Source organism: Kribbella sp. CA-294648, assembly GCF_050943845.1.
Taxonomy (GTDB): domain Bacteria; phylum Actinomycetota; class Actinomycetes; order Propionibacteriales; family Kribbellaceae; genus Kribbella.
Genome location: NZ_CP191981.1, coordinates 2,632,148 through 2,654,811 on the forward strand (window position 1 = coordinate 2,632,148; position 22,664 = coordinate 2,654,811).

Consider the following 22,664-nt stretch of genomic DNA (forward strand, 5'->3'; position numbering starts at 1 on the left):
GGCGATGACATAACAATTGCTTATGCCCGAAGACCTCCCGACCTCGCTGCTGCGGTCGTTTGTCACCGCCGTACGGTTCGGCAGTATCAGCCGCGCCGCGGCGACGCTGGGTGTCACCCAGCCCGCGCTCAGTCAGCAGCTGAGAAAGCTTGAGCGCATCATCGGCCGTCCGCTGCTCTATCGATCGCCGTCGGGGGTCCTGCTGACCCGGCCAGGCGAGGAACTCCTGCCGTACGCCGAGCGCATTCTTTCGCTCTCCGCGCAGGCCCTCACCGAGACCGGGCGTACGCTCACCGGCCGCTGCAGCGTCGGAATACTCGAGGACCTGGTCGTAGCTCAGCTTCCGCAAGCCCTCGCCGACCTCGCCCGGATGCATCCCGACGCGATCCTGGAGGTCCTCATCTTGTCGACCGCCGCGATGCGGGAGGCCTACGACGACAACAGAGTCCAACTCGTCCTCGACGAGCTTCAGGACGTACCCGCTGCCCCGCGATGGACCGTACGGCGTCCGTTGATCTGGGCGGCCGGGCCGGGGGTGGACGTGTCCGCCGACCCCCTACCGGTCGTCTTGTTCTCGGAGCCCTGCTTCTTCCGCACCGCAGCGTTGCAGGCTCTGGCAGCCGCCGATCGGCGCTGGCGGATCGCGTTCGAAAGCAACAGCCTGGCCGGTGTGCTCGGCGCCACCAGAGCCGGGCTCGGCGTCGCGGCACTGATGTCCGCAAACCTCGAACCCGGCATGTCCATCCCCGACACCGAGGCACTGCCGACCCTCCCGGACGTCGAGATCGGACTCGCCCGCCACCCACGAACCGAGGGCGACCCACTGATCGACGCCGTCGAGAGCGCGCTACGGCGCATGATCTGATGCCAGGGCGCCTGCTCTAGTCGAGGGGAGCGGTGAAGACGACCTTGCCGTTGATCGGCTCGGTAGCGGCTTCGGCATGCACCTGTGCCAGTCCGGCCAGCGGCACCCGCCGGGTCTCGCCGAGGTGCAGCTTGCCGGCGTCAAGCAGGGACACGAGTTCGGTGAGCTGTTCGGCGTCGGGACGGAAGAAGAGATTGATTCCCCGTACGCCGCGGGCCTCGTCGGACGCAGCGGGCATCCACACCGTGGTGTTGACCAGCACGCCGCCGTCCCGGATGACGGCGGCCAGGGCGGCCATCTGCTCCGGGGCGATCGGGGCGAAGTTGAGTACGACGTCGACCGGCTCGGACAGCTCCGGGATCCCAGGGCCGTGGATCTCGTCGGCGCCGGCGGCCTTGGCCTGCTCGGAACTGCGCGGGCCGGTGGTGGCGATCACGTACGCGCCGGCGTTCTTGGCCAGCTGCACCGCGTAGGTGCCGACGGCGCCGCCCGCGCCGTTGATCAGCACCCGCTGGCCGGTGGTCAGCTTCGCGTGCTCGAACAGCGCCTGCCACGCGGTGAGCCCAACCAACGGTAGTCCGGCGGCGTCCACCAGCGGGACGCTCGTAGGGGCTGCCGCCAGAAGCTGGACGGGGGCGATGACGTACTCGGCGGCCGCGCCGGTACTGGTCAGCGGCAGGACGCCGATCACCCGGTCCCCGACGTCGAAGCCGGTCACGTCCTCGCCGAGGGCGTCGACCGTGCCCGCGATGTCGAGGCCGGGGGTGTGCGGCAGCTGGATCGGGATGGGGCCCTGCATGACACCGGCGCGGATGTTGCCCTCGACCGGGTTGAACGATGTCGCCGCCACCCGGATCCGGATCTCGCCGACGCCGGGGACCGGCTGGTCCACGTCTTCGTAGCGCAGGACCTCGGGGGTGCCGTACTCGTGGAAACGCACTGCCTTCATGACGGGCCTCGTCTTTCTGAGTCGTTGTGCTTCGATTTCGAAGCACTTCTGAAGCATAGCAAGCTTCGAATTCGAAGCAAAGGGGATGTGGCGGATGAGCTCCGCTGGGGTTACTGCCGGCCCAGAACGATCCTCGTTACTCGTGGCGGCCAACCACTCAAGCGTGGCGCAGTACGGGAGGCGGGTGAATGTTCTCGTTATCCACGGTATGACCGACCATGGATAAGAGATTCAGGCTCGGCTCACGCCTCGTCGCCGGCCAGGGTGACCAGTTGCCGGAGCTTCGCCTCACTCGGTGATCCGGGTTCGGCCATGAAGACCAGCAGATCCTGGCCCTCGTCGGGATCCACCAGCCGCCGGCTGTACAGCTTCAACTCGCCCAGTACCGGGTGCCGGTAGCGTTTGAGCTCGTGGTGATGGGTGACGTCCACCTCGTGCCGCCGCCAGACCTCGGCGAACTCAGGGCTGACCGCCAGCAGCCCTTCGACGATCTCACCGGCGGTGCCCGTCGGATCGGTCGTGTACGCCGCCCGCAGGTCCACGGTGAAGACCCGACCGCGTATGTCGTGGTCCTCGGGCGGATAGATGGCACGCTGCGCCGGGTCGGTGAACCAGCGATAGACCAGGTAGCGCGACAGGCCGTCGAAACGGGTGTAGTCACCGAACAGCGCCACCGCCGCCGGGGTCTGCAGCAATGCCTCACCGAACCGGGAGAACACGATCGCGGGCGTGTCCGAGAGCTGTTCCGCGATGGTCCTGATGGCCAGACCGACCCGGTCGTCCGGCAGCGTACGCCGCGGAGCCGCGTGCCCGCCGAGGGCGAACAGGTGCTCCCGCTCGCTCGGGCTGAGCCGCAACGCCCCGGCCACGGCGGCCAGGATCTGCTCGGACGGCATCGGCCCGCGCTTCTGCTCAAGCCGGCTGTAGTAATCGGCCGACATGCCGGCCAGCACCGCGACTTCCTCGCGCCGCAGCCCACCCGTACGACGCCGGGCGCCCCGCGGCAGTCCCACCTCTTCCGGCTGCAGTGCTTCCCGGCGAGCCCGGAGGAAGTCCGCCAGCAACGCGCGGTCCATCGCTCTCCCGTGCCTCAGTCGGCCTGGTTGCGCCGGGCGCGAGGCTTGGCGGAGCGGGGCGGAGCGGCACGCATGTGGTCGCGGACCCGGCCCAGAATGGCGTTGAGGGCGGTGACGTCGTCGCTGGTCAAGGGTTCGAACAACAGGTCCCGGACGCGGTTGACATGCTCCGGGAGCACCTGGGCGACCAAGTCACGGCCGACGTCCGTGACCGCCACCATGACACTGCGCTCGTCGTCCGGCGACGGCGAACGGGTGATCAGGCCACGCTTCTCCAACAGGCCCGCCTGATAGGTCAACCCGCTCCGGCTGTACACGACACCGTCGGCCAGATCGGTCATCCGCAGCTTGCCCCCGGGCGCGTCGACGAGCCGGGCAAGGACCTGAAACTGCACATAGCTGAGGTCACCGTCGACCCGCAGATGCTCGTCCACCGCGTACTGCAGAAGGCTGCTGACCTCCACCAGAGCGAAGTACGCCCCAAGCTGCTCCCCACTCAGCCCTGGCGCCGCTTCCGTCATCCCGCGATCGTACCTGCTTTGAATTCGAAGCCATCAGAGAAAAGCGTCGTGCCTGGCTCATTCGTGTCGTGGCAGGAGACCTCGGTCGACGGTCTTCATGACCCGGTCAGCGAGTTCGTGGGCGACGGGTGCCGGTACTGCGCCTTGGGTGATCAGCCCGGCCAGGCCAAGGATCACGCACTGCATCGTGACCTGCACGGTCTCGGGGGAGTCCGCTTCGATTGCGCCCACGGCGATGGCTTGCTCGATTGCTGCGGTGAAGGAGCCGAATGCTTCCCGCTCGGCCTCAGCCAGTTCCGGGTCGTCGCCACGCGGTCCTGATGACGCCAGCAGGCGAAACAGTTCTGGTTCGGCGAGCGCCAGGTCGACGAACTTGTGGCCGAGCGCATGAAGGCGGGCGACCGGGTCGACGGTCTCCGCAATCACGAGTGCCTGCTGAAGGTCGCGGAGACCGTCGGCGAGTACTGCGGTCAGCAACGCCTGCTTGTCGGTGAAGTGCCTGTACGGCGCGGCAACCGAGACGCCCGCCCGGGCCGCGGCCGCCCGCAAGGTGAGCGCGTCGACACCTCCCTCGCGCAAGAGGTCTCGACCACTTCGGACGAGTGCGCGTCGCAGGTCGCCGTGGTGGTAACGGCCGGGCGACCCGTTGCCTGCAGGTGTAATCACCGTTAACATCCTTGAATGTGAGCACAGTTAACTTGGTAGACAGTAGTCCACCGCCCGGCGGCGCCCGGATGAGCTATGGGCCGCTGATGCTGGCCATTTACGATCCACTCGTACTGGGGCTGGCCAACCGCTTCGTCTGGCGATGCCCCACTCGGGTGATCCGGGATCATTACGCCCAGCATCTCGGCCGCGTGCACGTGGAGATCGGCCCCGGGACGGGCTACTTCCTCGACCATGTGCCGTTTCCGGCTCCCGATCCACAGATCACCTTGATCGACGCGAATCCCGGACCACTCGCGGTCGCCGGTCGACGCCTGCGCCGGTACCGGCCATCGACGATTCGCGCCGACGTACTGCGGCCACTCCCGTTACCACCGGGCAGTGCCGATTCGGTCGCGCTCGGCTTCGTCCTGCATTGCCTGCCGGGCGGTGTCAGAGGGAAGGAGCAGGCGCTGATGCACGCCGCGCGCGTCGTGGGGGACACCGGCGTCGTCTTCGGTGCCACGGTGCTCGACGCGGGTGTCCGGCACTCGCCGCACAGCAGGCTGCACCAGGGGCTGCTCAACGCGGCGGGCGTCTTCAACAACCGCGGCGACAGCCTCGAGGACCTTGCCGCCGTGTTGCACGAAGGATTTCGAGAGGTGGAGGTGTCCACCCACGGAGCGGTTGCCTTGTTCGCCGCCCGAGGCCGTCGCGCATCACATTCAGACTCGGCAAGCGTGGTGGCGTGATGAGCCCCTGGGCTCTCTTCGGCGCCGCACCATTCCTGCTGCTGGGGGTGTTGCACTTGGCTCAGGCGCTCCGAGACGTCCGCCTACCGAAGTACTGGCTGCCGACCGACACTCAACTGGTTACCGCCATGAAGGCCACCGGCGTGGTCGCGACCGCGAACGGTCCAGGTGGCCGCGACTTGTGGCGCACTTGGCAGGGCGCCAACATCACCCATTCGCTGGGGCTCGTGACTCTTGCCGCGCTGGTGGTGACGCAGACCTTGACCGACGGGATCACCCGGCCGCTGACAGCTGTCGCCGCAATCGCCGGCGCCGCCTACAGCGTGGTCGCCTTCAGCTTCTGGTTCCTCCCGGCCGGCGTACTGGCCGCACTGGGCACGACCGGCTTCCTGCTGGCAACCATCCTCGGCCAATAACCCGACGTCGGACCAATCCGCCGTACTACGGGTTGCGCACCGGCCTCCTGGGTGCCGAGGTGCTGAACTCTCTGAGGGTGAGCAATTGGGCGGTGGCCATCAGGACTGCTATCGCGCCGTACCAAGCCCCGATCTCGCGGTCGGCCCAGAAGAAGACGCTGGCGATCGTGGCGACCTCGGCCCAGATGGCCAGCCACGCCCATTGCCGGTGGCGCCGGTACGGGAACAGCAGGACCAGCGTCGCGGCCAGGTCGACGGCGGCGAACGACACGAACACGAGTCTTGGCGTGTCGCCGGCGTACAGGAAGATGCCGGCCAGATGGTTCAGGGTCCAGCCTGCCGCCAGGATCAGGAGCACCGTCCAAGCGATCTTGCCCGCTCGCGTCGTCATGTTCTCAGTCTTCCTGGGGTCGCGCCGGCTGAGTGCGTTGTTCCAGGGCGTCGCGGAGGTGGGTCATGTTCGTCTTCTCCTCGCGGCGGGCCGCCAGCAGGAAGATCGGGAAGATCAGCCGGAACCAGCCGTGGGGCTTCGGCTCGAACTCGGCGTGGAGCCGGGTCCCTTCACCGGTGACCGGTTCGAGCCGGCAGGTGAAAGTGACCTCGATCGGGCCGCCGTTGTGCATGGTCCAGCTGTGCGGCCGGTCGAAGGCGATGGTCTCGAGATCGACCAGCGGGCTGCTCTTCCATTTGGCCCGGTACTTCGTCCCCAGGCCGACCGGGCCGTCGGTGACCTTCTCCATCAGCTCGCACTTCGGGTTCCACTCGAGCTCGGCGCGGTGGTCGGACAGGTAGTCGAACGCTTCCTCGGGTATGCACCTGATGAGCACGGAGTTTCTGATCACCGGCATGGTCATCACTTCTTCCGGGTGACTTTACTAGAGCTGTCACTAGTGAGACCTCTAGTACACTCGCCGGCATGTCGTCCGTCAAGGGATCGAAGCCCACCCGTGCCGACCGTGCCCGGCAGACCCGGCGGCGGATGCTCGACAGTGCCCAGCAGTTCTTCGTCACCGAGGGGTACGCGGCGACGACCATGGAGCGGATTGCGAGCCGAGCCGACGTCGCCGTCCAGACCTTGTGCTACTCGTTCCGGACCAAGGGCCAGCTGCTCTGTGAGCTGGTCGAGGTCACCGCGGCGGGGACCGACGACACGCTTCCGGTCGCCCAGCGTCCATGGATGCGAGAACTACTGACGGCAACGTCGGCCCAACGGATCCTGACCCTGGCAGTCGAGCACGGCACCGGCATCTACGAGCGAGCGCCGCACCGCTGTGGCCGGCGATGAATGCCGCGGCTGCTGCTGATCCCAGGGTTGGTCAGTACTGGCGTGGCGTCACCGCAAACCGGCGTGCCGGCCAAGCACGCATGGTCGGGGGGTGGCCGAACTGGGTGCCCTGCGTGAAGGCCTCGACACCGAACGGGCCACAGATCTAGTAGTCGTCTTGGACGGCCACGACGTGTACCGCGGGCTCGTACTGGAGGCTGGCTGGCCGCTCTCCGACTACAAGTCCTGGTTGTTCACAACCCTCGTGCAGCAGCTACTCGGCGCGCTCGCTCCCGATCAGGGGATCTTCGAAGACCTGGTTTCGTAGATGGCGGGCTGTGTGTGCAATATGTTGCCATGCCGATTCCCCAGGGCAGTCCTGCTGTCGACCGCACCCTTCTGCGCGACGACGTCTACCGTCGGCTCCGCGACGCCATCGTCGACGGAACGTTTCGGCCGGGGGAGCAACTCAAGGACGGGGAGCTCGCCGAGTGGCTGGGGGTGAGCCGGACCCCGGTGCGCGAGGCGCTGCTGCGGCTCGGGGCGAGTGGGCTGGTGGTGGCGCTGCCGGGGCGATCCACGACCGTCAGTGCCATCGACATCCAGGTGGTGCGGGACGCGAAGGACGTTGTCGCCGCGATGCACGAGTTGGCGGTACGGCAGGTGACGGGGCGGATCAGCGCGCAGGACGTCGGCCGGATGCGAGACGCGAATCGCCGGTTTGCCGCGGCGGTGGCATCAGGCGATGTGAGTGCAGCCCTGGATGCGGACGAGGAACTGCACCGGATCCCGGTCGCCGCACTCGGCAACCAGGCCCTCGAAGCGGTGATCGAACGCTTTGACCCATTGATCCGCCGCGCGGAGCGACTGCGCTTCGGCGTCGACGGCCGGGTGTCGGTCAGCCGGCACGAGCAGCTGATCGACCTCATCGAGGCCGGCGACGCGGAAGGCGCCGCGGCGGTGGCGTTCGACATCTGGCACAGCCTCGCGGTCGACGAGAACACCGACGCCTGACCTAGTCGTCGACGGCTTTGCCCGCCGTTCTCCGGCGTACTGCGAACTGTTCCGGGAAGGTCCAGTCGAAGCGGACGGCGGTCAGGCGCATGAGGGTGGTCAGCACCACGCAGACCGATCCTGCGACCGGGATGGGTGTGCCGAGTTCGGCGACGAGGATGAGTGCTCCGGTGCCGGCGCCCGCCGCGACGGCGTACAGGGTGCCGACGTGGAGGAAGGAGAACGGCTGGCTCAGGATGACATCGCGCAGCATCCCGCCGCCGATGGCTCCGATCACGCCGACCACCAGTGCGCCGGCAGCGCCGACGCCGAGCGACAGCGCCTTTGAGGCGCCGATGGCTCCGAACAGGCCCATCACGACGGCGTCGAGGAGCACGGTGATCAGCCAGTCCGCTCGTGCCAGGACAGGTCGCAGCATCATGCCGAGGATCGCGGAGGCGCCGGCCACGGTCAGGTACCAGTTGCTCCAGATCACGACCGGGGGCTGGTTGAGCACGAGGTCGCGGAGCAGGCTGCCGCCGAGCGAGACGGCGAGTCCGATCACGATGACGCCGAGCACGTCGATGCGGCGCGACCGGACGCCCGCGGCGAAGAGTGCCCCTTGGAGGCCGCCGAGTCCGGCGGCCAGGAGCTCGATCCAGAGTGTTACCTGGAAAGGGGTGATCGACATGCGGTCCTCCCCGCAGAGACAGGGGCCGGCGCGCGGGCCGGCCCCTTGGTCGAGAAGCGATCAGTGACGCACGGATCGGCGGGGGCAATGATCAGCGGTTCACTGATCGGCGTTCGCGGCGTTCTTCGCGGCGTCGTCGATGGTGTCGGCGACGACGCCGGCCTGGGTCGTGAAGAGGGCGTGGCTGGCGGACACGTTGGTGATCTTGGCGCCGCTGCGAGTCGCCATGTGCTGCAGCATGGCCTGGTCGAAGGCCTTGTCCTCGGTGGCGATGACGGCCCAGGTGGGCTTGTCGCGCCAGGCGGCGGTCTTCACCGCCGTACCGAAGACCGCCATGTTGATCGGGACCTGCGAGTCCCGCAGGAAGGCGGCGTCCGCGTCGCTCGCGTCGTGGGCGAACCCGGCCTTGAACTTGTCGTGGTTGAGGAATCCGTAGCCGTCGTCACCGACGTCGATGACGAAGTCCGGCGTCGCGGCGAAGCCCTCGTACTGCTGGCTCGTGGTCTCGCCGGCGTCGGGTGCCAGCGCGGAGACGTAGACCAGACCGGCCACGTTCGGGTGGACACCGGCCTCGGTGATCACCGTGCCGCCCCAGGAGTGGCCGACGAGGATCGCGGGGCCGTCCTGCCGGTCCAGCACGCGGGTGGTGGCTGCGACATCGTCCTCGAGTGAGGTGAGCGGGTTCTGCGCGATCGTCACCCGGTAGCCGCGCGCGGTCAGATTCTCGTACACGCCACGCCATCCCGAGCCGTCGGCGAACGCGCCGTGCACCAGTACGACGTTCCTGATCTGCTGGTCGCTGCTCATGCTCTGGTTCCTCTCCTCCCGCACCGGGAGCCCCCGGAGCGGCTGCTGCGAATCTGGCGGTTTGCCGACTCTGATATCTAATATATTGCATGCAGAACGCGCACGCAAGCGTCAATCGGACCGCTGGCGGTGACGGGTCTCGGTGGAAGATACTGTCCTAGGGGACATGTTATTGTGTCTGGAAGGACAGTATCTGATTACGCCACACCGATGAGGAGTGACATGAGGACTTGGTTCATCACCGGCGGGACCCCTGGCGGCTTTGGGTCGGTGTTCGCTGACGCTGTGCTGGCACGGGGCGACCGGGTGGCGATCACGTCGAGGCGCCCTGCGGAGTTGGCCGACTGGGCTGCTCCACACGGCGAGAGCGTCCTGGTGGTCGAGGTCGATGTGACCGATGCCGGTCAGGTGCGAGCTGGGGTTGCCGCCGCCGAGAAGCAGTTCGGTGGGATCGACGTGGTCGTGAACAACGCCGGCCGGGGCTGGTACGGATCGATCGAGGGGATGCGGCCCGAGGATGTCCGGCGAGTGATGGAGCTGAACTTCTTCGCCGTACTGGAGGTGACCCGAGCGGTCCTGCCGGGAATGCGAGCGCGGGGTTCTGGCTGGGTCGTGAACATGTCTTCGGTGGCGGGCCTGCGGGGGATCGAGGGCTTCGGGTACTACTCGGCGGCTAAGTTCGCGGTTGAAGCAGTCACCGACGTACTGCGTGCGGAGGTTGCCGAGTTCGGCATCAAGGTGCTGGCCGTCGAGCCGGGCGCCTTCCGCACCCGGGCGTACTCGAACTTTGCCGACGAGCCAGTGCGGGAGACCGTGGACGCCTACCTCCCGCAGTTGGACGCCATCCGCAAAGCCATGATCGACCAGAACGGCCACCAGCCTGGCGATCCGGAGCGTGGCGTCCAGGCCGTGCTTCAGACAATGGACCTGGAATCTCCGCCGCGGCGCCTGGTGCTCGGTGGCGGCGGATTCGATGCCGCCGTCAACACTCTGGAGTCGAACCTCGCCGACATCCGCGCCAATGAAGCCCTCTCACGCAGCGCCGATTTCCCTGGCTGAATCCGGTCAGCGTCGGTGGGTGAGGCCCTCGCGTCGCATCACCTCGGCGGCCGCGATCGCGTCGGCAGTGAAGCGTTTCGTCAGCTCGGTGTACCGGGCGATGTCGCGCGGCGACCAGGTGGCGAGCACCTGGGCGATCATGGCATCGCCGAGGTCATAGATGTGCCGCGCGGCCGCCTGCCCCTCGGGCGTCAGTGTGATCAAGGTCGAGCGGGTGTCCTCGAGATCGGGGCCACGCTCGACAAATCCCGCCGCCTCCAGGCGCTTGAGGATCTTGCTGATGTTCGAAGGGCCGGTCCCCATTGCCTGGGCAAGATCGCTCGGCCGCATCGGCTCACCGGCGGCCAGATGCCGAAGTGCCGAGTGGGCCGGCTGATCGATCGGCTCACCGCTCGCGGTGAGAATCTCGCTCTGCAGGCCAGGTGACTCCCACAACAGGATCAGCGCGCTCAAGCTCGCCAGCAACTCCGACCGATACGGGAAATCACCCGCCTCACGCGGCCTCCGCGACGACGGACCGACAGGTGCAACCATCCCCGCACCCTACCGAATCTTCTTGTCCACGAAGACATAAAAATCAGAACCAGGAAGGCAATCTCATGAGTGCAACCATCACTGAGTCCCTGGTCACCTCGTTCGTCGAGGCGACCAACACCCACGAAGCCGAAGTACTGGCCGGCCTCTTCGGACCGGAAGCGGTGGTGATCGACGACAACACCGAGTACCGCGGCGTCACGCAGATCGCCCAGTGGATCCAGGACCACCAGATCGCTCCCAAGATCACGCTGACCGTCGTCGACTTCGACCCATCGGGCCCGACGCTGATCGCCAACGCGAACGGAGACTTCCCCGGCGGCCCACTGCCGTTCTCCTTCCGTTTCACCCTGACCGACGTCATCGAGCGGCTGGAAGTCACCCCCGCCTGACGGAATCGGTCTCCGTGCGGAAGGCCGGACAACGCACCTAGCTGGTCTGGCGAATCCGGCGGATCGCGGCTGTCGCCTGCTTGGCCGGGCATCCCGCGCCGAGATGGTGCGAGAACACCAGGTGGTCGAAGGAGGTGTCGGCGACGTCCTGCTGGAGGAAGTAGCCGTTCATGTCGAGCATCACGTGGCCGTGGACCGCCGACCAGAGCCCCAGGGCAATCGGCCAGGGGTCACCCTGGCTGTACAACCCTTCCGCCATCAGGCGGCGTACGGACTCCACCGCCCACATCCGGAAGGACTGCAGGCCGATCTTCCGGTCATCGAGAGAGAGTTCGAAGCCGGCGACCGCGGATCCGCCGAACATCACCCGGTAGATGTGCGGGTCGGCCAGTGCGTTCTCCCTGAACACGTAGATGGCTTTTGTTGCGTCGAGCAACGGGTCCTTCGTCGGTTCGAGCAGCGTCAGCCGGCCGTCGAGGCGGGCGAAGCCTTCGTGGACGACGGCCCGCACCAGTTCCGGCATGCCGCCGAAATAGGTGTAGACCGCCGTGGTCGAGACGCCGGTCTCGGACGCCAGCCGGCGGGTGGACAGCGCGACCGGTCCGTCCTCGGCCAGTAGACGGGCGGCGTTTTCCAGCAGCGCCGTACGGATCTCGTCGCGGACCGGACGCGGGCTCATGCGTGGACACCTTCCTTCGAACCGTCTTGACACCGCTGTCGCCGAGATGCTCCCATGGCGTTAGATAGCAGTGTTACGTAACGCTGCTACAGACTATCAGTCAGGAGCGTTGACGCCGATGAACGCAGTGCTGTCCAGGGTCGCTCGCGCCGCCCGCCGCCGGATCTTCAGTACTGCGCCGAGGCTTCCGGACGCAGCGGGGGACAGCGGCCACACCACCGGCGGCTCCGATCCCGTACTACGGCTGGCCGTGCTGGGGGACTCCACGGCCGCGGGTGTCGGCGCCGCCACGCACGACGACGCCTTGGCCGGACAACTCGCGACAGCAGTGGCCGGGCTCACCGGCCGAGCGGTCTCCTGGCGCGCGATCGCCGAGTCCGGCGCCACGACCGCGAGGGTGGCCGCCACGCTCACCCGCGATCTTGTCGTTCCGCTCGAGGGGTGGCGCCCGGATGTCGTGGTGATCGTTGTCGGCGTCAACGATCTGATCCGCTGGCGTCCGCTGTCGGCTTGGCGATCGGATGTGACCGAAGTGTTCCGGCAGGTACGGCGACAGGCCCCTGACGCGATCGTGGTGGTGTCAGGGTTGCCACCGGTCGGTGATTTTCCGTTGCTACCCGCAACAATCCGTCCGGTGGCCGGGTTCCGGGCGCGGCGGATGGACGCGGTGTTGAACGAGGTGGCGGCTCAGACCGGCAACAGTCATGTGCCGTTGGGCGGGGCAAGTAAGGCGCATTGGTTCGCGCAAGACGGATTCCATCCGTCAGCGGCCGGCTATCGCGCGTGGTCCCGGATCCTGGCCATTGCCGTCGCGGACGCTGTGGATGACGCCGCCACCCAACAACTCCATCGAGCGTCCTGAATACGCCACCTGCGGTTCATTGATGCTGCCTGTCGGCCAAGGCGGTGATGCCGGCTGCGGCCGCGGCGGCGAGGTCGGTGATCATCGTGTCGTCGATCGTCAGATTGATGATGTAGAGCCCGGCCGCGAAAGAGCCGAGCAGGAGCAGGTGGGCAACCGTGGGATCGATCGGCCCGGCCAGCTCGCCGCGTGACACGGCCCGCTGGATGATCTCTGCGAGCGCAGCGTGTTCAGCGGCCAGGAAGGTGTCCTGGAACCGAGTGTGCAGCTCAGGATTCCCGGCAATTTCGCCGATCAGGGCGGGTGCCACGTGTCTCGCCGCTGGGGTTGCTGTGCGGACATGGAAGGCGCGGGCGAGCGCCAGCAGGTCGTCGTACAGGGACCCGGCGTCGGGCAAAGGAGGCGGCCACTGTCCGTGCATGGTGGCGGCGAACGCCATCTCGGCCTTGGAAGCGTAGCGGCGGTAGATCGCCGCCTTGCCCACCCCGGCGCGCGCCGCGACCTGGTCCATCGTCAGAGCCGGGTACCCGTCCTCGTCGATCAGTTCCCTGGTGGCCTGAAGGATCTTGTCATCCACCCGACTGTCGCGTGGGCGTCCGCCCGGTTGCTTTCCAGCTGTCACCCGATGCATGATACGGAACATTGGTTCCGGAACTCTAGTTCCGGAAGCTGGTGGCACCTTCAGGACGCGAACGGAGAACTCGGATGATCAAGTGGGCACGTTCATGAGGCTCCCCAACCGTGCGCACACCGATCAGCCGTGGCGCATCCACGAGTTCGCTGCCGACTTCCGCATCGAGGACGTGTGGGCCCTGCCGACCCCGGGCGGCCCGGACGACTTCCAGCGATTCGTACGGATGGCTGAGCGGATCGCCGGCGACGACCATCACCCGACGGACGGCTGGGCGTGGCCGGCGCGTGCGCTGTGGAGCCTGCGCTGGCAGCTCGGGCGGTTGCTGGGCTGGGACAAGCCCGAACACGACCTTGGCGTACGAGCACCATCCCTGCGTGACCGGTTATCGGCCGATCTGCGCGACGGGCCGCTCCCGCCGGTGCCGCACGGCGCACCTTTTCGACCGGTCTACCTGACGCACAACGAGATGTGCTGGGAGTTGTCGAACAAGACGGTGCACTGTCTGTCCCACTACGGATGGGTCGCCGACGGCGCGGGCGGATACCGCAGCCAGGCGACCGCGCTGGTCAAACCGAATGTCGTGTTCGGGCGGGCCTACATGGCCGGAATCCTGCCTTTTCGCTACCTGTTCGTCTATCCGCAGCTGATGAAGCAGATCGACCGCCGCTGGCGGGAAACTCCGGTCGGCCCCACCACCGACCGATCCACCGGCAGCAAGGGGCAGGTGTGACGGTTCCGCGGATCGCGATTGTTGTCGGTAGCACCCGCCCGGGCCGCAGGGGATCGGCGGTCGGACGGTGGGTGCTTGCTCAGACCAAGGGCCGAGAAGGCGGGTCGTACGACGTCCTCGAACTCGAACAGTTCGGACTCACTCTCCTCGCGGAGTCGATCACACCGGCCGCGGCCAACCGTTGCTACCAGAACAGGCAGACCTGCGTCTGGAGCCGGACCATCGACGACTACGACGGATTCGTGTGGGTGACGCCGGAGTACAACTTCGGCGTACCGGCGGCCTTCAAGAACGCCCTCGATCTGCTCTACCCGGAGTGGAACCACAAAGCCGTCGGGTTCGTGGCGTACGGCGTCGACGGCGGCGTGCGGGCCGTTGAGCAGTGGCGCTCGATCGTGGCCAATGTGCGAATGCTCGGAACCCGGGCCCAGGTAGCGCTGTCGATCTACGACGACTGGCAGCTCGAGCACTTCGCGCCGCTGGAACGACGGGCGGACGAGCTCGATGGCGTACTGAACGAAGTAGAGCAGCTGGCTGCCGTCCTGGAACCGCTGCGCTCTGCAGACATCGCCAAATTCATGGAGTACGAGCCCGCTCGCGACATCTGGCGCCGCGAATCCGCGGATGGACCTACTGCGCTGTGATCAATTCCTCCACGTAGCCAGGGAAACGGGTCTCGAAATCAATGATCTTGGCCCAAGTTGGCGTGATGCGAACAAGCACCATTTGCTGGTAGAGGCTGCGTGCTCCGGATTCCCATTCCGGCATGCGCTCTTCTCCAACGAACCGTCGTGCGGCCTCGACGAATTCGTCAGGGACGCCGTCGACGGTCTCGAGTGCGGCCTCGCCCCGTACCAAAAGGATCTTCGGCGGGAAGTCCTCGGTGTCGATCGTCAACGCCGCCTTCGGGTTGACGGAGAGGGCTTTCACCTTCGGGGCGTTCGGAGGAGAAGCCATGACGAAGGCATCTCCGTTCCAGATGTAGCCGATGGGAACGACGCGCGGTGAGCCGTCCTTCGCCGTGTAGGCAAGGCGGGCGTGGACTGGCGCCTCGATCAGCGCCCGCGCCACCGGGTCATTCATGAGTTCACGAGCCTCGGCCTGGTTCATAGGAAGTTCCTTTATCTGCAACGTTTGGTTGCGGATCAGGGTAGCGGGGTCATCGAGCATGTGCAACCTTTGGTTGCGGAACGGCTGTCAGTGGCTGGGAAGGGAGCGGGGGAGGCCGAACCAGGGAAGGACGCTGTTGTCGAAGCGGGTCACGGCGCAGATCCGGTCGCCGGCCAGGGTGAGGACGAGAAGCCCAGTCCCGTGCCGGATGCCGTCGGTGGGCGCGCGGAGGTAGGTGCCGAAGGCCGGTTGGCCGTTGGCGCGCGTGGGGACCAGGTGGTACTCGCGGTTGGCGCTCATGAGCGCGGTGTAGAAACCGGCGACGGCGTCGCGGCCGAGGTACTCGAGCGGCATCGGCGGCATCGAGACCCGAACGTCGTCGGTGAGCAGGGCAACCAGCGCGTCGATGTCGCCGGCTTCGTACGCGCGAGTGAACCTCGCCACCAGTGCCTGCTCGGCCGGTGAGGCGAGCGTCGGCGATGACGCGGTGGTTCCGTCCGGCGGGATGCGCTGTTGCAGCGTGGCGCGTGCCCGTTTGAGCGCGCTGGTGACCGATTCGACCGACGAGTCGAGGATGTCGGCGACCTGGGCGGCTGGGTAACCGAGCACCTCGCGCAGGATCAGGACGGCCCGCTGGCGCGCCGGCAGGAGTTGTAGCGCGGTGACGAACGCCAGCGAGATGGACTCCTTCTGCTCGTAGCGTGCTTCCGGGCCGGGCGGCGTGGCGATCGCGCCGTCGAGGAGTGCGTCGGGGTACGGCTCGAGCCAGACGATTTCGCCGTACCGGCTCGGGTCCGGTGGTTCGATCTCGGGCACGTCCCACTCCTTTGCCGGGCGGCGGCTGGCCGAGCGAATCGCGTTGAGGCACTGGTTGGTGGCGATCCGGTACAGCCAGGTGCGGAGCGTGGACCGCCCCTCGAACCGATCGAGACCGCGCCATGCGGCGAGCAGCGTGTCCTGCAGAACGTCCTCGGCGTCCTGGAACGAGCCGAGCATCCGGTAGCAGTGCATGTGCAGCTCCCGGCGATGTGGCTCGGTCAGTTGCCGGAACGCCTCGTCATCCCCATCCCGCGCCCTTGCGATCAGCTCGCTCACAATCACGTGCCATCTCCTCGCCTGATGTCAGGTTCGCCGGTCTTCCTCAGTTGTGACACCGGCCGGGCCGAAAACTGGGCGCATTCCGCGCCGCCCATTTTGCCGGCGGCGTGATGTCTGCACTCTCGACAGTTCGATTTCCACCTGACGAGGAGAACGCATGACAATCGCGGACAAGACGGTCCTAGTGACTGGAGCCAACCGCGGCATCGGGAAGGCGCTGGTCGACGAGGCGCTGAGCAGAGGCGTCAAAAGGGTCTACGCCGGCACCCGACAGCCCTTCACCCACGCGGATGCGCGCGTCACGCCGCTCACCCTCGACGTGACCAATGCCGAACAGATCGCCGCTGCTTTGGAGACGGTTGGTTCACTCGACGTCCTGATCAACAATGCGGGCGTCTACGGCTATGAGGACCTGGCCGATCGAGCCGGCCTGGAGCGGCATCTCGAGGTCAACCTCTTCGGCCCCTATGGCGTCATCCAGGCATTCTTGCCTCGACTTGTCGAGTCGAAGGGCGCGATCGTCAATGTGCTGTCGATGGCAGCGGTGGCTGCCGTGCCGATCAGCCCGGCGTACTCGATCTCGAAGGCGGCCGCGTTCTCGTTGACGCAGTCCCTGCGGGCCACGCTCGCCGGTCAGGGCGTGGACGTTCATGCCGTGCTGCCCGGTCCCGTGGACACCGACATGGTGCGCGATCTCGACATTCCGAAGGCGTCACCGCAGTCGGTAGCCCGGGCGATCCTCGACGGGCTTGCCAAGGGAGAAGACGAGATCTTCCCCGATCCCTTCTCGCAGGCGCTTGCCGACAGCTGGAACAGCGGTGCGGTCAAGGCGCTCGAGCGCGACAACGCGGCTCTCGTCTCCGCGACGCAGAACCAGTAGAGGAAGGGCATATCAGTGAGCACGAGTTTGCTGCTCCAGGGCAAGACCGCCGTGATCTACGGAGCCGGCGGTGCCATCGGTCACGCCGTCGCGAAGACCTTCGCGCGCGAAGGGGCACGGGTCTTTCTCACCGGCCGCACCCTGTCGAAGGCAGAGTTACTCGCCAAAGAGATCAGTGCGGTCGGAGGCGTGGCCGAGTCCGCGCAGGTCAACGCGCTCGACGAGAACGCCGTGGCCGAGCACCTCGACACCGTGATCGAGAAGGCAGGCGGCGTCGACATCTCGTTCAACGCGGTCGGGCTGCGCAACACCACCCTGCAGGGCATTCCGCTCGTCGATCTCGACGTCGACGACTTCATGCGGCCGATCGCCGAGCACGTGCGAGCCAACTTCCTGACCGCCCGCCTGGCCGGCCGGCACATGACGGCGAAGGGCTCGGGCGTGATCATGACCGTGACCTCGAGTCCCTCCCGGATCGCCACCCCCCTGATGGGTGGCGTCGCGTTGGCCATGGCGGCCGAGGAGGCCCTGATCAGGGACCTCTCGGTCGAGCTCGCGCCGTACGGCGTCCGCGTGGCCGGCGTGCGCACCCAGGCCATGCCCGACAGCGGCACGATCGAAGAGGTCTTCGGCATCCACGCCAAGGCCCACGGAATCACCCGCGAACAGTTCCAGGACATGGTCGCCGGGCGCACGCACCGCAAACGTCTGCCAAGCCTCCAGGAAATGGCCGAGATCGTCACGTTCATCGCCTCGGACCGGGCCGGCGGAATTGCCGGCACCATGGCCAACATGAGCCTCGGCGCCATCCCCGACTAAGCCCCCCAAGGCCGGTGCGGCCGCGGTCGTGGGGCTGATCGCACTGGCGGCCACGCCCCTGACCGCCGGCGCGACACCGACCGGCACGACCTACTACGACCAGATCAGGAACACGGCCAGCAACCTGTGCCTGCAGCAGTTACCGGGCTCCGGGGTGACCATGAGGCAGTGCAACGCCGCCGACAACGACCAGAAGTGGGAGTGGTCCAGCCCTGATTTCGCGGGCACCTTGCGGAACCGGTCCACCGGCCACTGCCTCGACAGCAACGGAACCACCGTCTACGTCATCGCCTGCAACGGCGGCGAGTACCAGCGGTGGGTCTACGTCAACGGTGGCTACATCGTTCACGGCCTGACGCAGAAAAACCTGGCCAGCAACCCGAGCCCCGGCGTACAGGTGCAGCCCTACAGCACAAGCCTCACCCACAAGTGGTACTGACCTAACCCGGAGGTCCCGACCGCTCAGGGGCCTCCGGTCACTCAGTCGTGAGTCCAAGCTGTACATCACGAGGTGCTCGCTGAGAAAGGCGATGATGCAAGCCAGGTAGAGGCCGGCGATCAAGGGGTGGTCATGACCACTCCGTGCTTCGCCTTGCCTGGGCCGCCGATCGAGAACCAGTCCACAGGCCGAACTTCCCAACTTGGTAGCGCCCGACGCCAACTGAACCAGTTGGCCCGGCAGCGTACGGCCACCTGTTGTACGCCGGCGGGCCACGGCCAGGTTCCAGCCGAGGCCGAGGAGGTGAGGGCGACGGCGGCGTCGGCGGCTTTCGCCAGTCCTTCGCCATCGATCAGCGTGGTCTTGTCCCGGCCGGTGCCGTGCGCGCCGGCCGAGAAGACGACGGCATCATGCCCGCGCATCTTCCCCGCGAGTGCCTCCGCCGAGTCGGCGATCAGGTCGCCGGTCACCGGCGTACCACCGGCTTCACTGATGGTGTCGCCCTGGGCGGGCGCGCGATGCATACCGGTCACCGTGTCGCCACGGGCGGCGAGGAGCCGGGTGAGGCGGTGGCCGACGCCGCCCGCCGCGCCGATCTGGAAGACCTTCACGATGCGAAGACCTGGGAGTCGTCGGCGAACGCCTTGAACTCCAGGGCGTTGCCGGCTGGGTCGAGGAGGAACATCGTCCACTGTTCGCCGGTCTGGCCCTGGAAACGGACGTAGGGCTCGATGACGAAGGCGGTGCCGGCCTCGCGCAGGCGTCCGGCCAGTTCCTGGAAGGCCTGCACCTGAAGGATCAGACCGAAATGGGGCACGGGGACGTCGTGTCCGTCGACCGGGTTGTGGATGCGCTGCGCGCGTTCCGGTGCGAGGTGGGTGACGAACTGGTGGCCGTGCAGGTTCCAGTCGACCCAGGTGTCGGAGCTACGGCCCTGGGTGAGGCCGAGCACCTCGCCGTAGAAGTGGCGAGCCGCGGCCAGGTCGTCGACCGGCACGGCCAGGTGAAACCGGGGGATCGGGGAGTCGAGCACGCTCATGACAGTGCCTTTCCATCGAGGAGGCGTGGAGTTGTCGCAATGTTGACATTCAGTCAACGACACAATGTTAACATTGCGACATTGAGGAGGTGCAAGTCGCAGATGAGTGAGCAGAGCAAGGTCGCGCCGGCCCGACGCCGGGGTCTGGCCGACGAGGTCGCGGACCGGATCCGTGAGGCCATCTTTACCGGGGCCTATGCGCCCGGCGCCCAGTTGCGCGAGGTGGAGCTGTCCGGCGTGATGGATGTCAGCCGAGGCCCGGTCCGTGAAGGGCTGCGGCTTCTGGAGCGGGAGGGCCTGGTCCGTACCGCGTGGCACCGCGGCGCCACGGTCACCACCCTGTCCGCTGACGATGTCGACGAGTTGGACTCCCTGCGCGGCGCACTGGAGGACCTTGCCGTTCATCAGGTCATCGCCCACGCCTCGGACGAGGACCTGGACACCCTGGCGAAGACCGCGGCGGCGATGGAACGAGCAGCTGACCCGCACGAGATGGTGCGCTGCGACATCGTGTTCCATGACGCCGTCTTCGCAGTCTCCGGCCACCGGCGCCTCGCCGAAGCCTGGGACGGCATTCGTTGCCAGGTGCACCTGTTCCTGCTGACCCGGATCGGCGTCAGTACCGAGGGCTACCTCCAGTGCATCCCTCGCGAGCATCAGGAACTCGTCAGCGCACTTCGATCTCGAGACGCAAGCACAGCGCTCAGCCGCTTCGCCGAGCACCGCCGCCACGCGATCGACGTGGTCACCTCAGGCACCGAGCAGAAGTGAGCACCGTGGTCCGGAGGTCCGCCTCTACCAGCGCGTCCTCAGCGACCGCGCCCAGGCGAACCCCCAGCTGACTGGCTATCCCTCCTCTCGCCGGCGTAGTTCCTTTCCGATTCGGACGAGCACGTCCAGCTGCGCCGCGTTGTAGATCTCGGTCATGGCGGTGGCGAGGGTGTGGGCCATGTGACCGGTTCCCCCGGGCGCCTGCTGCTGGGTGCTGAGTACGTCGGGATGCTTGCCGAGTACTCCGATGGCGTGGGGGAGGAGCCGCTCCGCCAGGTCGCGCCGGGTGTTTTCGTCGGCGTCGGTCGGCAACTGATCGAACTCGGCATCGGCGGGTGCACGTCGGTACTCGGCCAGCATCCGTCGATAGGCCTCGAGACCGGCCGGGCCGGCCACCCGGCTGTACACCACCATCAGCCGGCGGTCGGCCTCGGAGAAGTTGTCCGCGATCGCTGCCAGGTCGGCCGGTAGATCGGTCGGCAGGCTCTGGCGCAGGATCAGGGCCAGTTCGGCCCGGACGCGCTGGATCCGGTCGACCGCGGCGGCGAGTTCGGCGTCCAGGAGGCGCAACGCCTCTTGCGGATGTTCGTCGGCGTCACCCATCGCCGCGATCTGCGCCAACGACACTCCGAGGTCGGACAGCCGCCGGATCCGCAACAGCCGTACCAGGTGAGGGACGCCGTAGCGCTTGTACCCGTTGGTGTCGCGCTCGGGCTCATCGAGCAGGCCGACCTTGTGGTAGTGCCGCACAGCCTTCACGGTCGTCCCGGCCAGCTCCGCGACCTGACGCGTACTCCACGCCACGGCTCATCCCTTCCGTACGTCGGTTGCCTTCGACGCTACTGGCTCAGCGATGCAGCCGGTCGAGTACGGCGGCGCGCGTTCGCTGGGCCGCCGCGTCGAGGTTCAGCCCCGACTGCGTCGATGCCGAGCAGAACGTGTCCCGCCTGGGCAGCGTTCCGTCGACCAGATAGGTGGTGGTCAGGTTGAGTGCGCACGGGTTGTCGTCGTACACGTAGACGCCGTGTTCACCCGCGTCGACGCTCACCAGCCGGGCCCGGTCCCCGAAAGCCTTGCGCAGCAGCACTCCACCGAGATGCGGGGTGGCGGGGTCACGCAGGTTCTGCAGGATCAGGACGTTGGCCGGTCCGTCCTTCGTGATCCGCACGGGCGGTTCGGCCGGCCGCGGCCAGTAGGCGCACGGGGTGATGTTCGCGCTGGCGGCACCGAACATCGGGAAGCGCTTGCGATCCTTGGCGACATCTCGCTGGTACGTCGCGACGTCCGTGGGCCAGGCCGTGTCGTTGCAGGTGACTGCAAGGAACGCGGAGAAGGCATTGTCGTGCGGCGACTGTGCCGCGCCTTGGGTGGCTCGGCCGGCGCTCAACCCAGGCAGGGCGAGGACCTCTGGCATCCGGCTGTCCGTCCGCTGGCGCAGCCGGACGGCGGCGTCGTCGGAGCTGGCCAGTGACTGCCAGATCTGGGCCATCACCGGGAACCTCGCCTCGCCGTACGACGAGGCGAACATATAGAGCCGGAAGGTCGCGCCGTCGATTCCGTCGACGGGCTTGCGATCCAGCTGCTCGGCCAGGGCGAAGAAGTTCCTTCGCACCTCGGCCGGGGTCCGGCCGAGGCCGTAGCCGGCGTGGCGCTCAGCCGCGAACTTCGCGAAATCCGGGAACCGCAGCTCCAAGCCGAGGCCGAATCGCCGGACGGCGGCACGGTCCAGCGAGGTGGTGCCGGCGTTGCTGTCCAGCACGATCCGGTCGGTCCGCTCGCGGAACATCGAGGCATAGGCCGAGCCGAGCGCCGAACCGTAGGAGGCTCCGAAGAAGCTGATCTTCTGCTCGCCGAGCGCGATCCGGATCCGGTCCAGGTCGCGGGCGGTGTTGGCCGTCGAAATATGCGGTAGCAACCCGTGCTTGTCGTTGGCGGCGCACTGAGCGGCCACCCGCTTGGCGATCTTGGCCTGCTTGGCGACGGCGGCCGAGTTCCCGGCGTACGGCGGGATGTTGGCGGCGTACTCGTCGTCGGCCAGGAAACCGCAGCTCACCGGGGACGAGTGGCCGACGCCGCGGGGATCCATGCCGATCAGGTCGTACGCCGCGGAGACGGTCGCCGGTAGTCCCAACGCGACGAGGTCAGCGGGCTGTGACAAACCTGCTCCGCCCGGACCACCCGGGTTGAGCAGCAGAACACCTCGCCGTTTGGCCGGCTTCGCACTGGCCAGCCGGGAGATCACGATCTCGATCTTCCGGCCGTCAGGCTCGGAGTAGTCCAGCGGCACCGGCACCCTCGCGCACTGCAACTGCGGAGCCCCAGGCGCCACACCGGTCGGACACTTGCCCCAGGCCAGCTTCACCGGCTCGGCAGCGGCAAGGGGAGTCCTGGCCTCTTCAGCGATCGCCGGCGCAGCGGTGATCAACGTCCCGCCGAGACCAGCCGTGACCACCAATGCCAGACCCACACGAGCGACTCGTCGATAACGCATCTTCGGTCCTCTCTCTCGTTCGTCCACGAGCCCACTCCAGACCGTGCCCCTAGGGCACGGTCAAATCCCTAAGGTGGCGAGGTGTTCACGTCCTCGATGGCGTCCCTTCGGGCGACGGCGAAAGCCCAGTGGAGGTCGGCCTTGGCAT

The 22,664-nt window shown here is 67.2% G+C and carries 32 protein-coding genes; 15 read left to right on the plus strand and 17 right to left on the minus strand.

Translation table 11 applies throughout. The features are described from left to right. The first annotated feature begins 22 nt into the window (after positions 1-22). Positions 23-865: a LysR family transcriptional regulator gene (locus tag ACQPYM_RS12695; RefSeq protein ID WP_433019704.1), complete on the plus strand. Its 843-nt coding sequence runs from the start codon at positions 23-25 to the stop codon at positions 863-865. Positions 866-881: 16 nt separating this feature from the next. Here ACQPYM_RS12695 and ACQPYM_RS12700 read toward each other — a convergent pair whose 3' ends face one another. From ACQPYM_RS12700 to ACQPYM_RS12715, 4 genes are all read right to left on the minus strand, one after another. Beyond that, the gene (locus ACQPYM_RS12700; RefSeq protein WP_433019707.1) at positions 882-1,814 is read right to left on the minus strand and encodes an NADP-dependent oxidoreductase; all 933 of its coding nucleotides are present in this window, start codon (positions 1,812-1,814) and stop codon (positions 882-884) included. A gap of 242 nt (positions 1,815-2,056) precedes the next feature. Further along, positions 2,057-2,890: a helix-turn-helix transcriptional regulator gene (locus ACQPYM_RS12705; protein WP_433019710.1), complete on the minus strand. Its 834-nt coding sequence runs from the start codon at positions 2,888-2,890 to the stop codon at positions 2,057-2,059. 14 nt (positions 2,891-2,904) lie between these two features. Next, positions 2,905-3,411, minus strand: coding sequence for a MarR family winged helix-turn-helix transcriptional regulator (locus tag ACQPYM_RS12710; protein ID WP_433019713.1), 507 nt, complete (start codon positions 3,409-3,411; stop codon positions 2,905-2,907). A gap of 57 nt (positions 3,412-3,468) precedes the next feature. Continuing rightward, positions 3,469-4,077 (minus strand): TetR/AcrR family transcriptional regulator, encoded by a 609-nt coding sequence (locus ACQPYM_RS12715; RefSeq protein ID WP_433019716.1) that lies wholly within the window; start codon positions 4,075-4,077, stop codon positions 3,469-3,471. Positions 4,078-4,163: 86 nt separating this feature from the next. On the opposite strand from ACQPYM_RS12715, the gene ACQPYM_RS12720 reads away from it, so the two are divergent. Together ACQPYM_RS12720 and ACQPYM_RS12725 are read left to right on the plus strand one after the other, a co-directional pair. Then, complete coding sequence (locus ACQPYM_RS12720) at positions 4,164-4,808, plus strand: class I SAM-dependent methyltransferase (protein ID WP_433019719.1); 645 nt, start codon at positions 4,164-4,166, stop codon at positions 4,806-4,808. Beyond that, the gene (locus tag ACQPYM_RS12725) at positions 4,808-5,224 is read left to right on the plus strand and encodes an LIC_13387 family protein (protein ID WP_433019722.1); all 417 of its coding nucleotides are present in this window, start codon (positions 4,808-4,810) and stop codon (positions 5,222-5,224) included. The genes ACQPYM_RS12720 and ACQPYM_RS12725 overlap by 1 nt, the downstream gene beginning before the upstream one ends. A 25-nt stretch (positions 5,225-5,249) precedes the next feature. On the opposite strand, the gene ACQPYM_RS12730 is transcribed toward ACQPYM_RS12725, so the two are convergent. Together ACQPYM_RS12730 and ACQPYM_RS12735 are read right to left on the minus strand one after the other, a co-directional pair. Next, positions 5,250-5,615 (minus strand): hypothetical protein, encoded by a 366-nt coding sequence (locus tag ACQPYM_RS12730; protein ID WP_433019725.1) that lies wholly within the window; start codon positions 5,613-5,615, stop codon positions 5,250-5,252. A gap of 4 nt (positions 5,616-5,619) precedes the next feature. Then, positions 5,620-6,072, minus strand: a complete 453-nt coding sequence (locus ACQPYM_RS12735; protein ID WP_433019728.1) for an SRPBCC family protein — start codon at positions 6,070-6,072, stop codon at positions 5,620-5,622. Positions 6,073-6,140: 68 nt separating this feature from the next. Here ACQPYM_RS12735 and ACQPYM_RS12740 point away from each other — a divergent pair, with 68 nt between their 5' ends. The 3 genes from ACQPYM_RS12740 (at position 6,141) to ACQPYM_RS12750 (ending at position 7,502) form a co-directional block, all read left to right on the plus strand. After that, entirely contained in the window at positions 6,141-6,509 is a 369-nt protein-coding gene (locus ACQPYM_RS12740; protein WP_433019731.1) for a TetR/AcrR family transcriptional regulator, read from the plus strand. A gap of 91 nt (positions 6,510-6,600) precedes the next feature. Beyond that, complete coding sequence (locus tag ACQPYM_RS12745; RefSeq protein ID WP_433019734.1) at positions 6,601-6,816, plus strand: hypothetical protein; 216 nt, start codon at positions 6,601-6,603, stop codon at positions 6,814-6,816. A 29-nt stretch (positions 6,817-6,845) separates the two neighbouring features. Further along, the gene (locus ACQPYM_RS12750; RefSeq protein ID WP_433019737.1) at positions 6,846-7,502 is read left to right on the plus strand and encodes a GntR family transcriptional regulator; all 657 of its coding nucleotides are present in this window, start codon (positions 6,846-6,848) and stop codon (positions 7,500-7,502) included. A 1-nt stretch (position 7,503) separates the two neighbouring features. Here ACQPYM_RS12750 and ACQPYM_RS12755 read toward each other — a convergent pair whose 3' ends face one another. Continuing rightward, on the minus strand, positions 7,504-8,172 hold the full coding sequence (locus tag ACQPYM_RS12755) for a trimeric intracellular cation channel family protein (RefSeq protein WP_433019740.1): 669 nt from the start codon (positions 8,170-8,172) through the stop codon (positions 7,504-7,506). A 99-nt stretch (positions 8,173-8,271) separates the two neighbouring features. Beyond that, complete coding sequence (locus ACQPYM_RS12760) at positions 8,272-8,979, minus strand: alpha/beta fold hydrolase (RefSeq protein WP_433019743.1); 708 nt, start codon at positions 8,977-8,979, stop codon at positions 8,272-8,274. Positions 8,980-9,201: 222 nt separating this feature from the next. Here ACQPYM_RS12760 and ACQPYM_RS12765 point away from each other — a divergent pair, with 222 nt between their 5' ends. Further along, positions 9,202-10,038, plus strand: a complete 837-nt coding sequence (locus ACQPYM_RS12765) for an SDR family NAD(P)-dependent oxidoreductase (RefSeq protein WP_433019746.1) — start codon at positions 9,202-9,204, stop codon at positions 10,036-10,038. Between the two features lie 6 nt (positions 10,039-10,044). Here ACQPYM_RS12765 and ACQPYM_RS12770 read toward each other — a convergent pair whose 3' ends face one another. Then, positions 10,045-10,572 carry a MarR family winged helix-turn-helix transcriptional regulator gene (locus tag ACQPYM_RS12770; RefSeq protein ID WP_433019749.1) on the minus strand — a complete coding sequence of 176 codons (528 nt, stop codon included), beginning with the start codon at positions 10,570-10,572 and terminating at the stop codon, positions 10,045-10,047. 65 nt (positions 10,573-10,637) lie between these two features. Here ACQPYM_RS12770 and ACQPYM_RS12775 point away from each other — a divergent pair, with 65 nt between their 5' ends. Then, the gene (locus tag ACQPYM_RS12775) at positions 10,638-10,964 is read left to right on the plus strand and encodes a nuclear transport factor 2 family protein (protein ID WP_433019752.1); all 327 of its coding nucleotides are present in this window, start codon (positions 10,638-10,640) and stop codon (positions 10,962-10,964) included. Positions 10,965-11,001: 37 nt separating this feature from the next. Here the strand turns inward: ACQPYM_RS12775 and ACQPYM_RS12780 are convergent, their stop codons facing one another. Next, entirely contained in the window at positions 11,002-11,643 is a 642-nt protein-coding gene (locus ACQPYM_RS12780; protein WP_433019755.1) for a TetR/AcrR family transcriptional regulator, read from the minus strand. Positions 11,644-11,761: 118 nt separating this feature from the next. On the opposite strand from ACQPYM_RS12780, the gene ACQPYM_RS12785 reads away from it, so the two are divergent. After that, on the plus strand, positions 11,762-12,505 hold the full coding sequence (locus ACQPYM_RS12785; RefSeq protein ID WP_433019758.1) for an SGNH/GDSL hydrolase family protein: 744 nt from the start codon (positions 11,762-11,764) through the stop codon (positions 12,503-12,505). Positions 12,506-12,521: 16 nt separating this feature from the next. Here the strand turns inward: ACQPYM_RS12785 and ACQPYM_RS12790 are convergent, their stop codons facing one another. Next, positions 12,522-13,127 (minus strand): TetR/AcrR family transcriptional regulator, encoded by a 606-nt coding sequence (locus ACQPYM_RS12790; RefSeq protein ID WP_433019761.1) that lies wholly within the window; start codon positions 13,125-13,127, stop codon positions 12,522-12,524. Positions 13,128-13,230: 103 nt separating this feature from the next. Between ACQPYM_RS12790 and ACQPYM_RS12795 the strand changes: the two genes are divergently transcribed. Both ACQPYM_RS12795 and ACQPYM_RS12800 read left to right on the plus strand, forming a co-directional pair. Continuing rightward, entirely contained in the window at positions 13,231-13,869 is a 639-nt protein-coding gene (locus ACQPYM_RS12795; RefSeq protein WP_433019764.1) for a DUF2867 domain-containing protein, read from the plus strand. Further along, positions 13,866-14,513 carry an NADPH-dependent FMN reductase gene (locus ACQPYM_RS12800; RefSeq protein ID WP_433019767.1) on the plus strand — a complete coding sequence of 216 codons (648 nt, stop codon included), beginning with the start codon at positions 13,866-13,868 and terminating at the stop codon, positions 14,511-14,513. The genes ACQPYM_RS12795 and ACQPYM_RS12800 overlap by 4 nt, the downstream gene beginning before the upstream one ends. Here ACQPYM_RS12800 and ACQPYM_RS12805 read toward each other — a convergent pair. Continuing rightward, positions 14,500-15,039, minus strand: coding sequence for a pyridoxamine 5'-phosphate oxidase family protein (locus tag ACQPYM_RS12805; RefSeq protein ID WP_433019770.1), 540 nt, complete (start codon positions 15,037-15,039; stop codon positions 14,500-14,502). The two genes, ACQPYM_RS12800 and ACQPYM_RS12805, sit on opposite strands and share 14 nt — an antisense overlap. Before the next feature lie 27 nt (positions 15,040-15,066). Then, positions 15,067-16,080 carry a sigma-70 family RNA polymerase sigma factor gene (locus tag ACQPYM_RS12810; protein WP_433019773.1) on the minus strand — a complete coding sequence of 338 codons (1,014 nt, stop codon included), beginning with the start codon at positions 16,078-16,080 and terminating at the stop codon, positions 15,067-15,069. A 154-nt stretch (positions 16,081-16,234) separates the two neighbouring features. On the opposite strand from ACQPYM_RS12810, the gene ACQPYM_RS12815 reads away from it, so the two are divergent. Genes ACQPYM_RS12815 through ACQPYM_RS12825 form a run of 3 tightly spaced genes read left to right on the plus strand, consistent with a single transcriptional unit; the run spans position 16,235 to position 18,215 of the window. After that, positions 16,235-16,957, plus strand: coding sequence for an SDR family NAD(P)-dependent oxidoreductase (locus tag ACQPYM_RS12815; protein ID WP_433019776.1), 723 nt, complete (start codon positions 16,235-16,237; stop codon positions 16,955-16,957). A 27-nt stretch (positions 16,958-16,984) separates the two neighbouring features. Next, a complete protein-coding gene (locus ACQPYM_RS12820) occupies positions 16,985-17,776 on the plus strand; it encodes an SDR family NAD(P)-dependent oxidoreductase (RefSeq protein WP_433019779.1) in 792 nt (263 codons plus the stop codon). Between the two features lie 28 nt (positions 17,777-17,804). Then, positions 17,805-18,215 (plus strand): RICIN domain-containing protein, encoded by a 411-nt coding sequence (locus ACQPYM_RS12825; RefSeq protein ID WP_433019782.1) that lies wholly within the window; start codon positions 17,805-17,807, stop codon positions 18,213-18,215. Positions 18,216-18,334: 119 nt separating this feature from the next. Here the strand turns inward: ACQPYM_RS12825 and ACQPYM_RS12830 are convergent, their stop codons facing one another. Both ACQPYM_RS12830 and ACQPYM_RS12835 read right to left on the minus strand, forming a co-directional pair. Next, a complete protein-coding gene (locus ACQPYM_RS12830; protein WP_433019785.1) occupies positions 18,335-18,826 on the minus strand; it encodes an NAD(P)H-binding protein in 492 nt (163 codons plus the stop codon). After that, on the minus strand, positions 18,823-19,254 hold the full coding sequence (locus ACQPYM_RS12835; RefSeq protein WP_433019788.1) for a VOC family protein: 432 nt from the start codon (positions 19,252-19,254) through the stop codon (positions 18,823-18,825). The genes ACQPYM_RS12830 and ACQPYM_RS12835 overlap by 4 nt, the downstream gene beginning before the upstream one ends. A gap of 102 nt (positions 19,255-19,356) precedes the next feature. On the opposite strand from ACQPYM_RS12835, the gene ACQPYM_RS12840 reads away from it, so the two are divergent. Continuing rightward, positions 19,357-20,025, plus strand: a complete 669-nt coding sequence (locus ACQPYM_RS12840) for a GntR family transcriptional regulator (RefSeq protein ID WP_433019791.1) — start codon at positions 19,357-19,359, stop codon at positions 20,023-20,025. Positions 20,026-20,100: 75 nt separating this feature from the next. Here the strand turns inward: ACQPYM_RS12840 and ACQPYM_RS12845 are convergent, their stop codons facing one another. Beyond that, entirely contained in the window at positions 20,101-20,829 is a 729-nt protein-coding gene (locus ACQPYM_RS12845) for a MerR family transcriptional regulator (RefSeq protein ID WP_433019794.1), read from the minus strand. A 43-nt stretch (positions 20,830-20,872) separates the two neighbouring features. Further along, a complete protein-coding gene (locus ACQPYM_RS12850; protein WP_433019797.1) occupies positions 20,873-22,516 on the minus strand; it encodes an alpha/beta hydrolase in 1,644 nt (547 codons plus the stop codon). Between the last annotated feature and the right edge of the window lie 148 nt (positions 22,517-22,664).

Bases quoted from the DNA above. Each gene is read 5' to 3' on its own strand.
- ACQPYM_RS12700 (WP_433019707.1), bottom strand. From the start codon at position 1,814: ATGAAGGCAGTGCGTTTCCACGAGTACGGCACCCCCGAGGTCCTGCGC.
- ACQPYM_RS12735 (WP_433019728.1), bottom strand. From the start codon at position 6,072: ATGCCGGTGATCAGAAACTCCGTGCTCATCAGGTGCATACCCGAGGAA.
- ACQPYM_RS12765 (WP_433019746.1), top strand. From the start codon at position 9,202: ATGAGGACTTGGTTCATCACCGGCGGGACCCCTGGCGGCTTTGGGTCG.
- ACQPYM_RS12755 (WP_433019740.1), bottom strand. From the start codon at position 8,172: ATGTCGATCACCCCTTTCCAGGTAACACTCTGGATCGAGCTCCTGGCC.
- ACQPYM_RS12835 (WP_433019788.1), bottom strand. From the start codon at position 19,254: ATGAGCGTGCTCGACTCCCCGATCCCCCGGTTTCACCTGGCCGTGCCG.
- ACQPYM_RS12815 (WP_433019776.1), top strand. From the start codon at position 16,235: ATGACAATCGCGGACAAGACGGTCCTAGTGACTGGAGCCAACCGCGGC.
- ACQPYM_RS12780 (WP_433019755.1), bottom strand. From the start codon at position 11,643: ATGAGCCCGCGTCCGGTCCGCGACGAGATCCGTACGGCGCTGCTGGAA.
- ACQPYM_RS12730 (WP_433019725.1), bottom strand. From the start codon at position 5,615: ATGACGACGCGAGCGGGCAAGATCGCTTGGACGGTGCTCCTGATCCTG.
- ACQPYM_RS12770 (WP_433019749.1), bottom strand. From the start codon at position 10,572: ATGGTTGCACCTGTCGGTCCGTCGTCGCGGAGGCCGCGTGAGGCGGGT.
- ACQPYM_RS12740 (WP_433019731.1), top strand. From the start codon at position 6,141: ATGTCGTCCGTCAAGGGATCGAAGCCCACCCGTGCCGACCGTGCCCGG.
- ACQPYM_RS12795 (WP_433019764.1), top strand. From the start codon at position 13,231: ATGAGGCTCCCCAACCGTGCGCACACCGATCAGCCGTGGCGCATCCAC.
- ACQPYM_RS12785 (WP_433019758.1), top strand. From the start codon at position 11,762: ATGAACGCAGTGCTGTCCAGGGTCGCTCGCGCCGCCCGCCGCCGGATC.
- ACQPYM_RS12695 (WP_433019704.1), top strand. From the start codon at position 23: ATGCCCGAAGACCTCCCGACCTCGCTGCTGCGGTCGTTTGTCACCGCC.
- ACQPYM_RS12760 (WP_433019743.1), bottom strand. From the start codon at position 8,979: ATGAGCAGCGACCAGCAGATCAGGAACGTCGTACTGGTGCACGGCGCG.
- ACQPYM_RS12805 (WP_433019770.1), bottom strand. From the start codon at position 15,039: ATGCTCGATGACCCCGCTACCCTGATCCGCAACCAAACGTTGCAGATA.
- ACQPYM_RS12725 (WP_433019722.1), top strand. From the start codon at position 4,808: ATGAGCCCCTGGGCTCTCTTCGGCGCCGCACCATTCCTGCTGCTGGGG.
- ACQPYM_RS12710 (WP_433019713.1), bottom strand. From the start codon at position 3,411: ATGACGGAAGCGGCGCCAGGGCTGAGTGGGGAGCAGCTTGGGGCGTAC.
- ACQPYM_RS12840 (WP_433019791.1), top strand. From the start codon at position 19,357: ATGAGTGAGCAGAGCAAGGTCGCGCCGGCCCGACGCCGGGGTCTGGCC.
- ACQPYM_RS12775 (WP_433019752.1), top strand. From the start codon at position 10,638: ATGAGTGCAACCATCACTGAGTCCCTGGTCACCTCGTTCGTCGAGGCG.
- ACQPYM_RS12850 (WP_433019797.1), bottom strand. From the start codon at position 22,516: ATGCGTTATCGACGAGTCGCTCGTGTGGGTCTGGCATTGGTGGTCACG.
- ACQPYM_RS12705 (WP_433019710.1), bottom strand. From the start codon at position 2,890: ATGGACCGCGCGTTGCTGGCGGACTTCCTCCGGGCTCGCCGGGAAGCA.
- ACQPYM_RS12720 (WP_433019719.1), top strand. From the start codon at position 4,164: ATGCTGGCCATTTACGATCCACTCGTACTGGGGCTGGCCAACCGCTTC.
- ACQPYM_RS12750 (WP_433019737.1), top strand. From the start codon at position 6,846: ATGCCGATTCCCCAGGGCAGTCCTGCTGTCGACCGCACCCTTCTGCGC.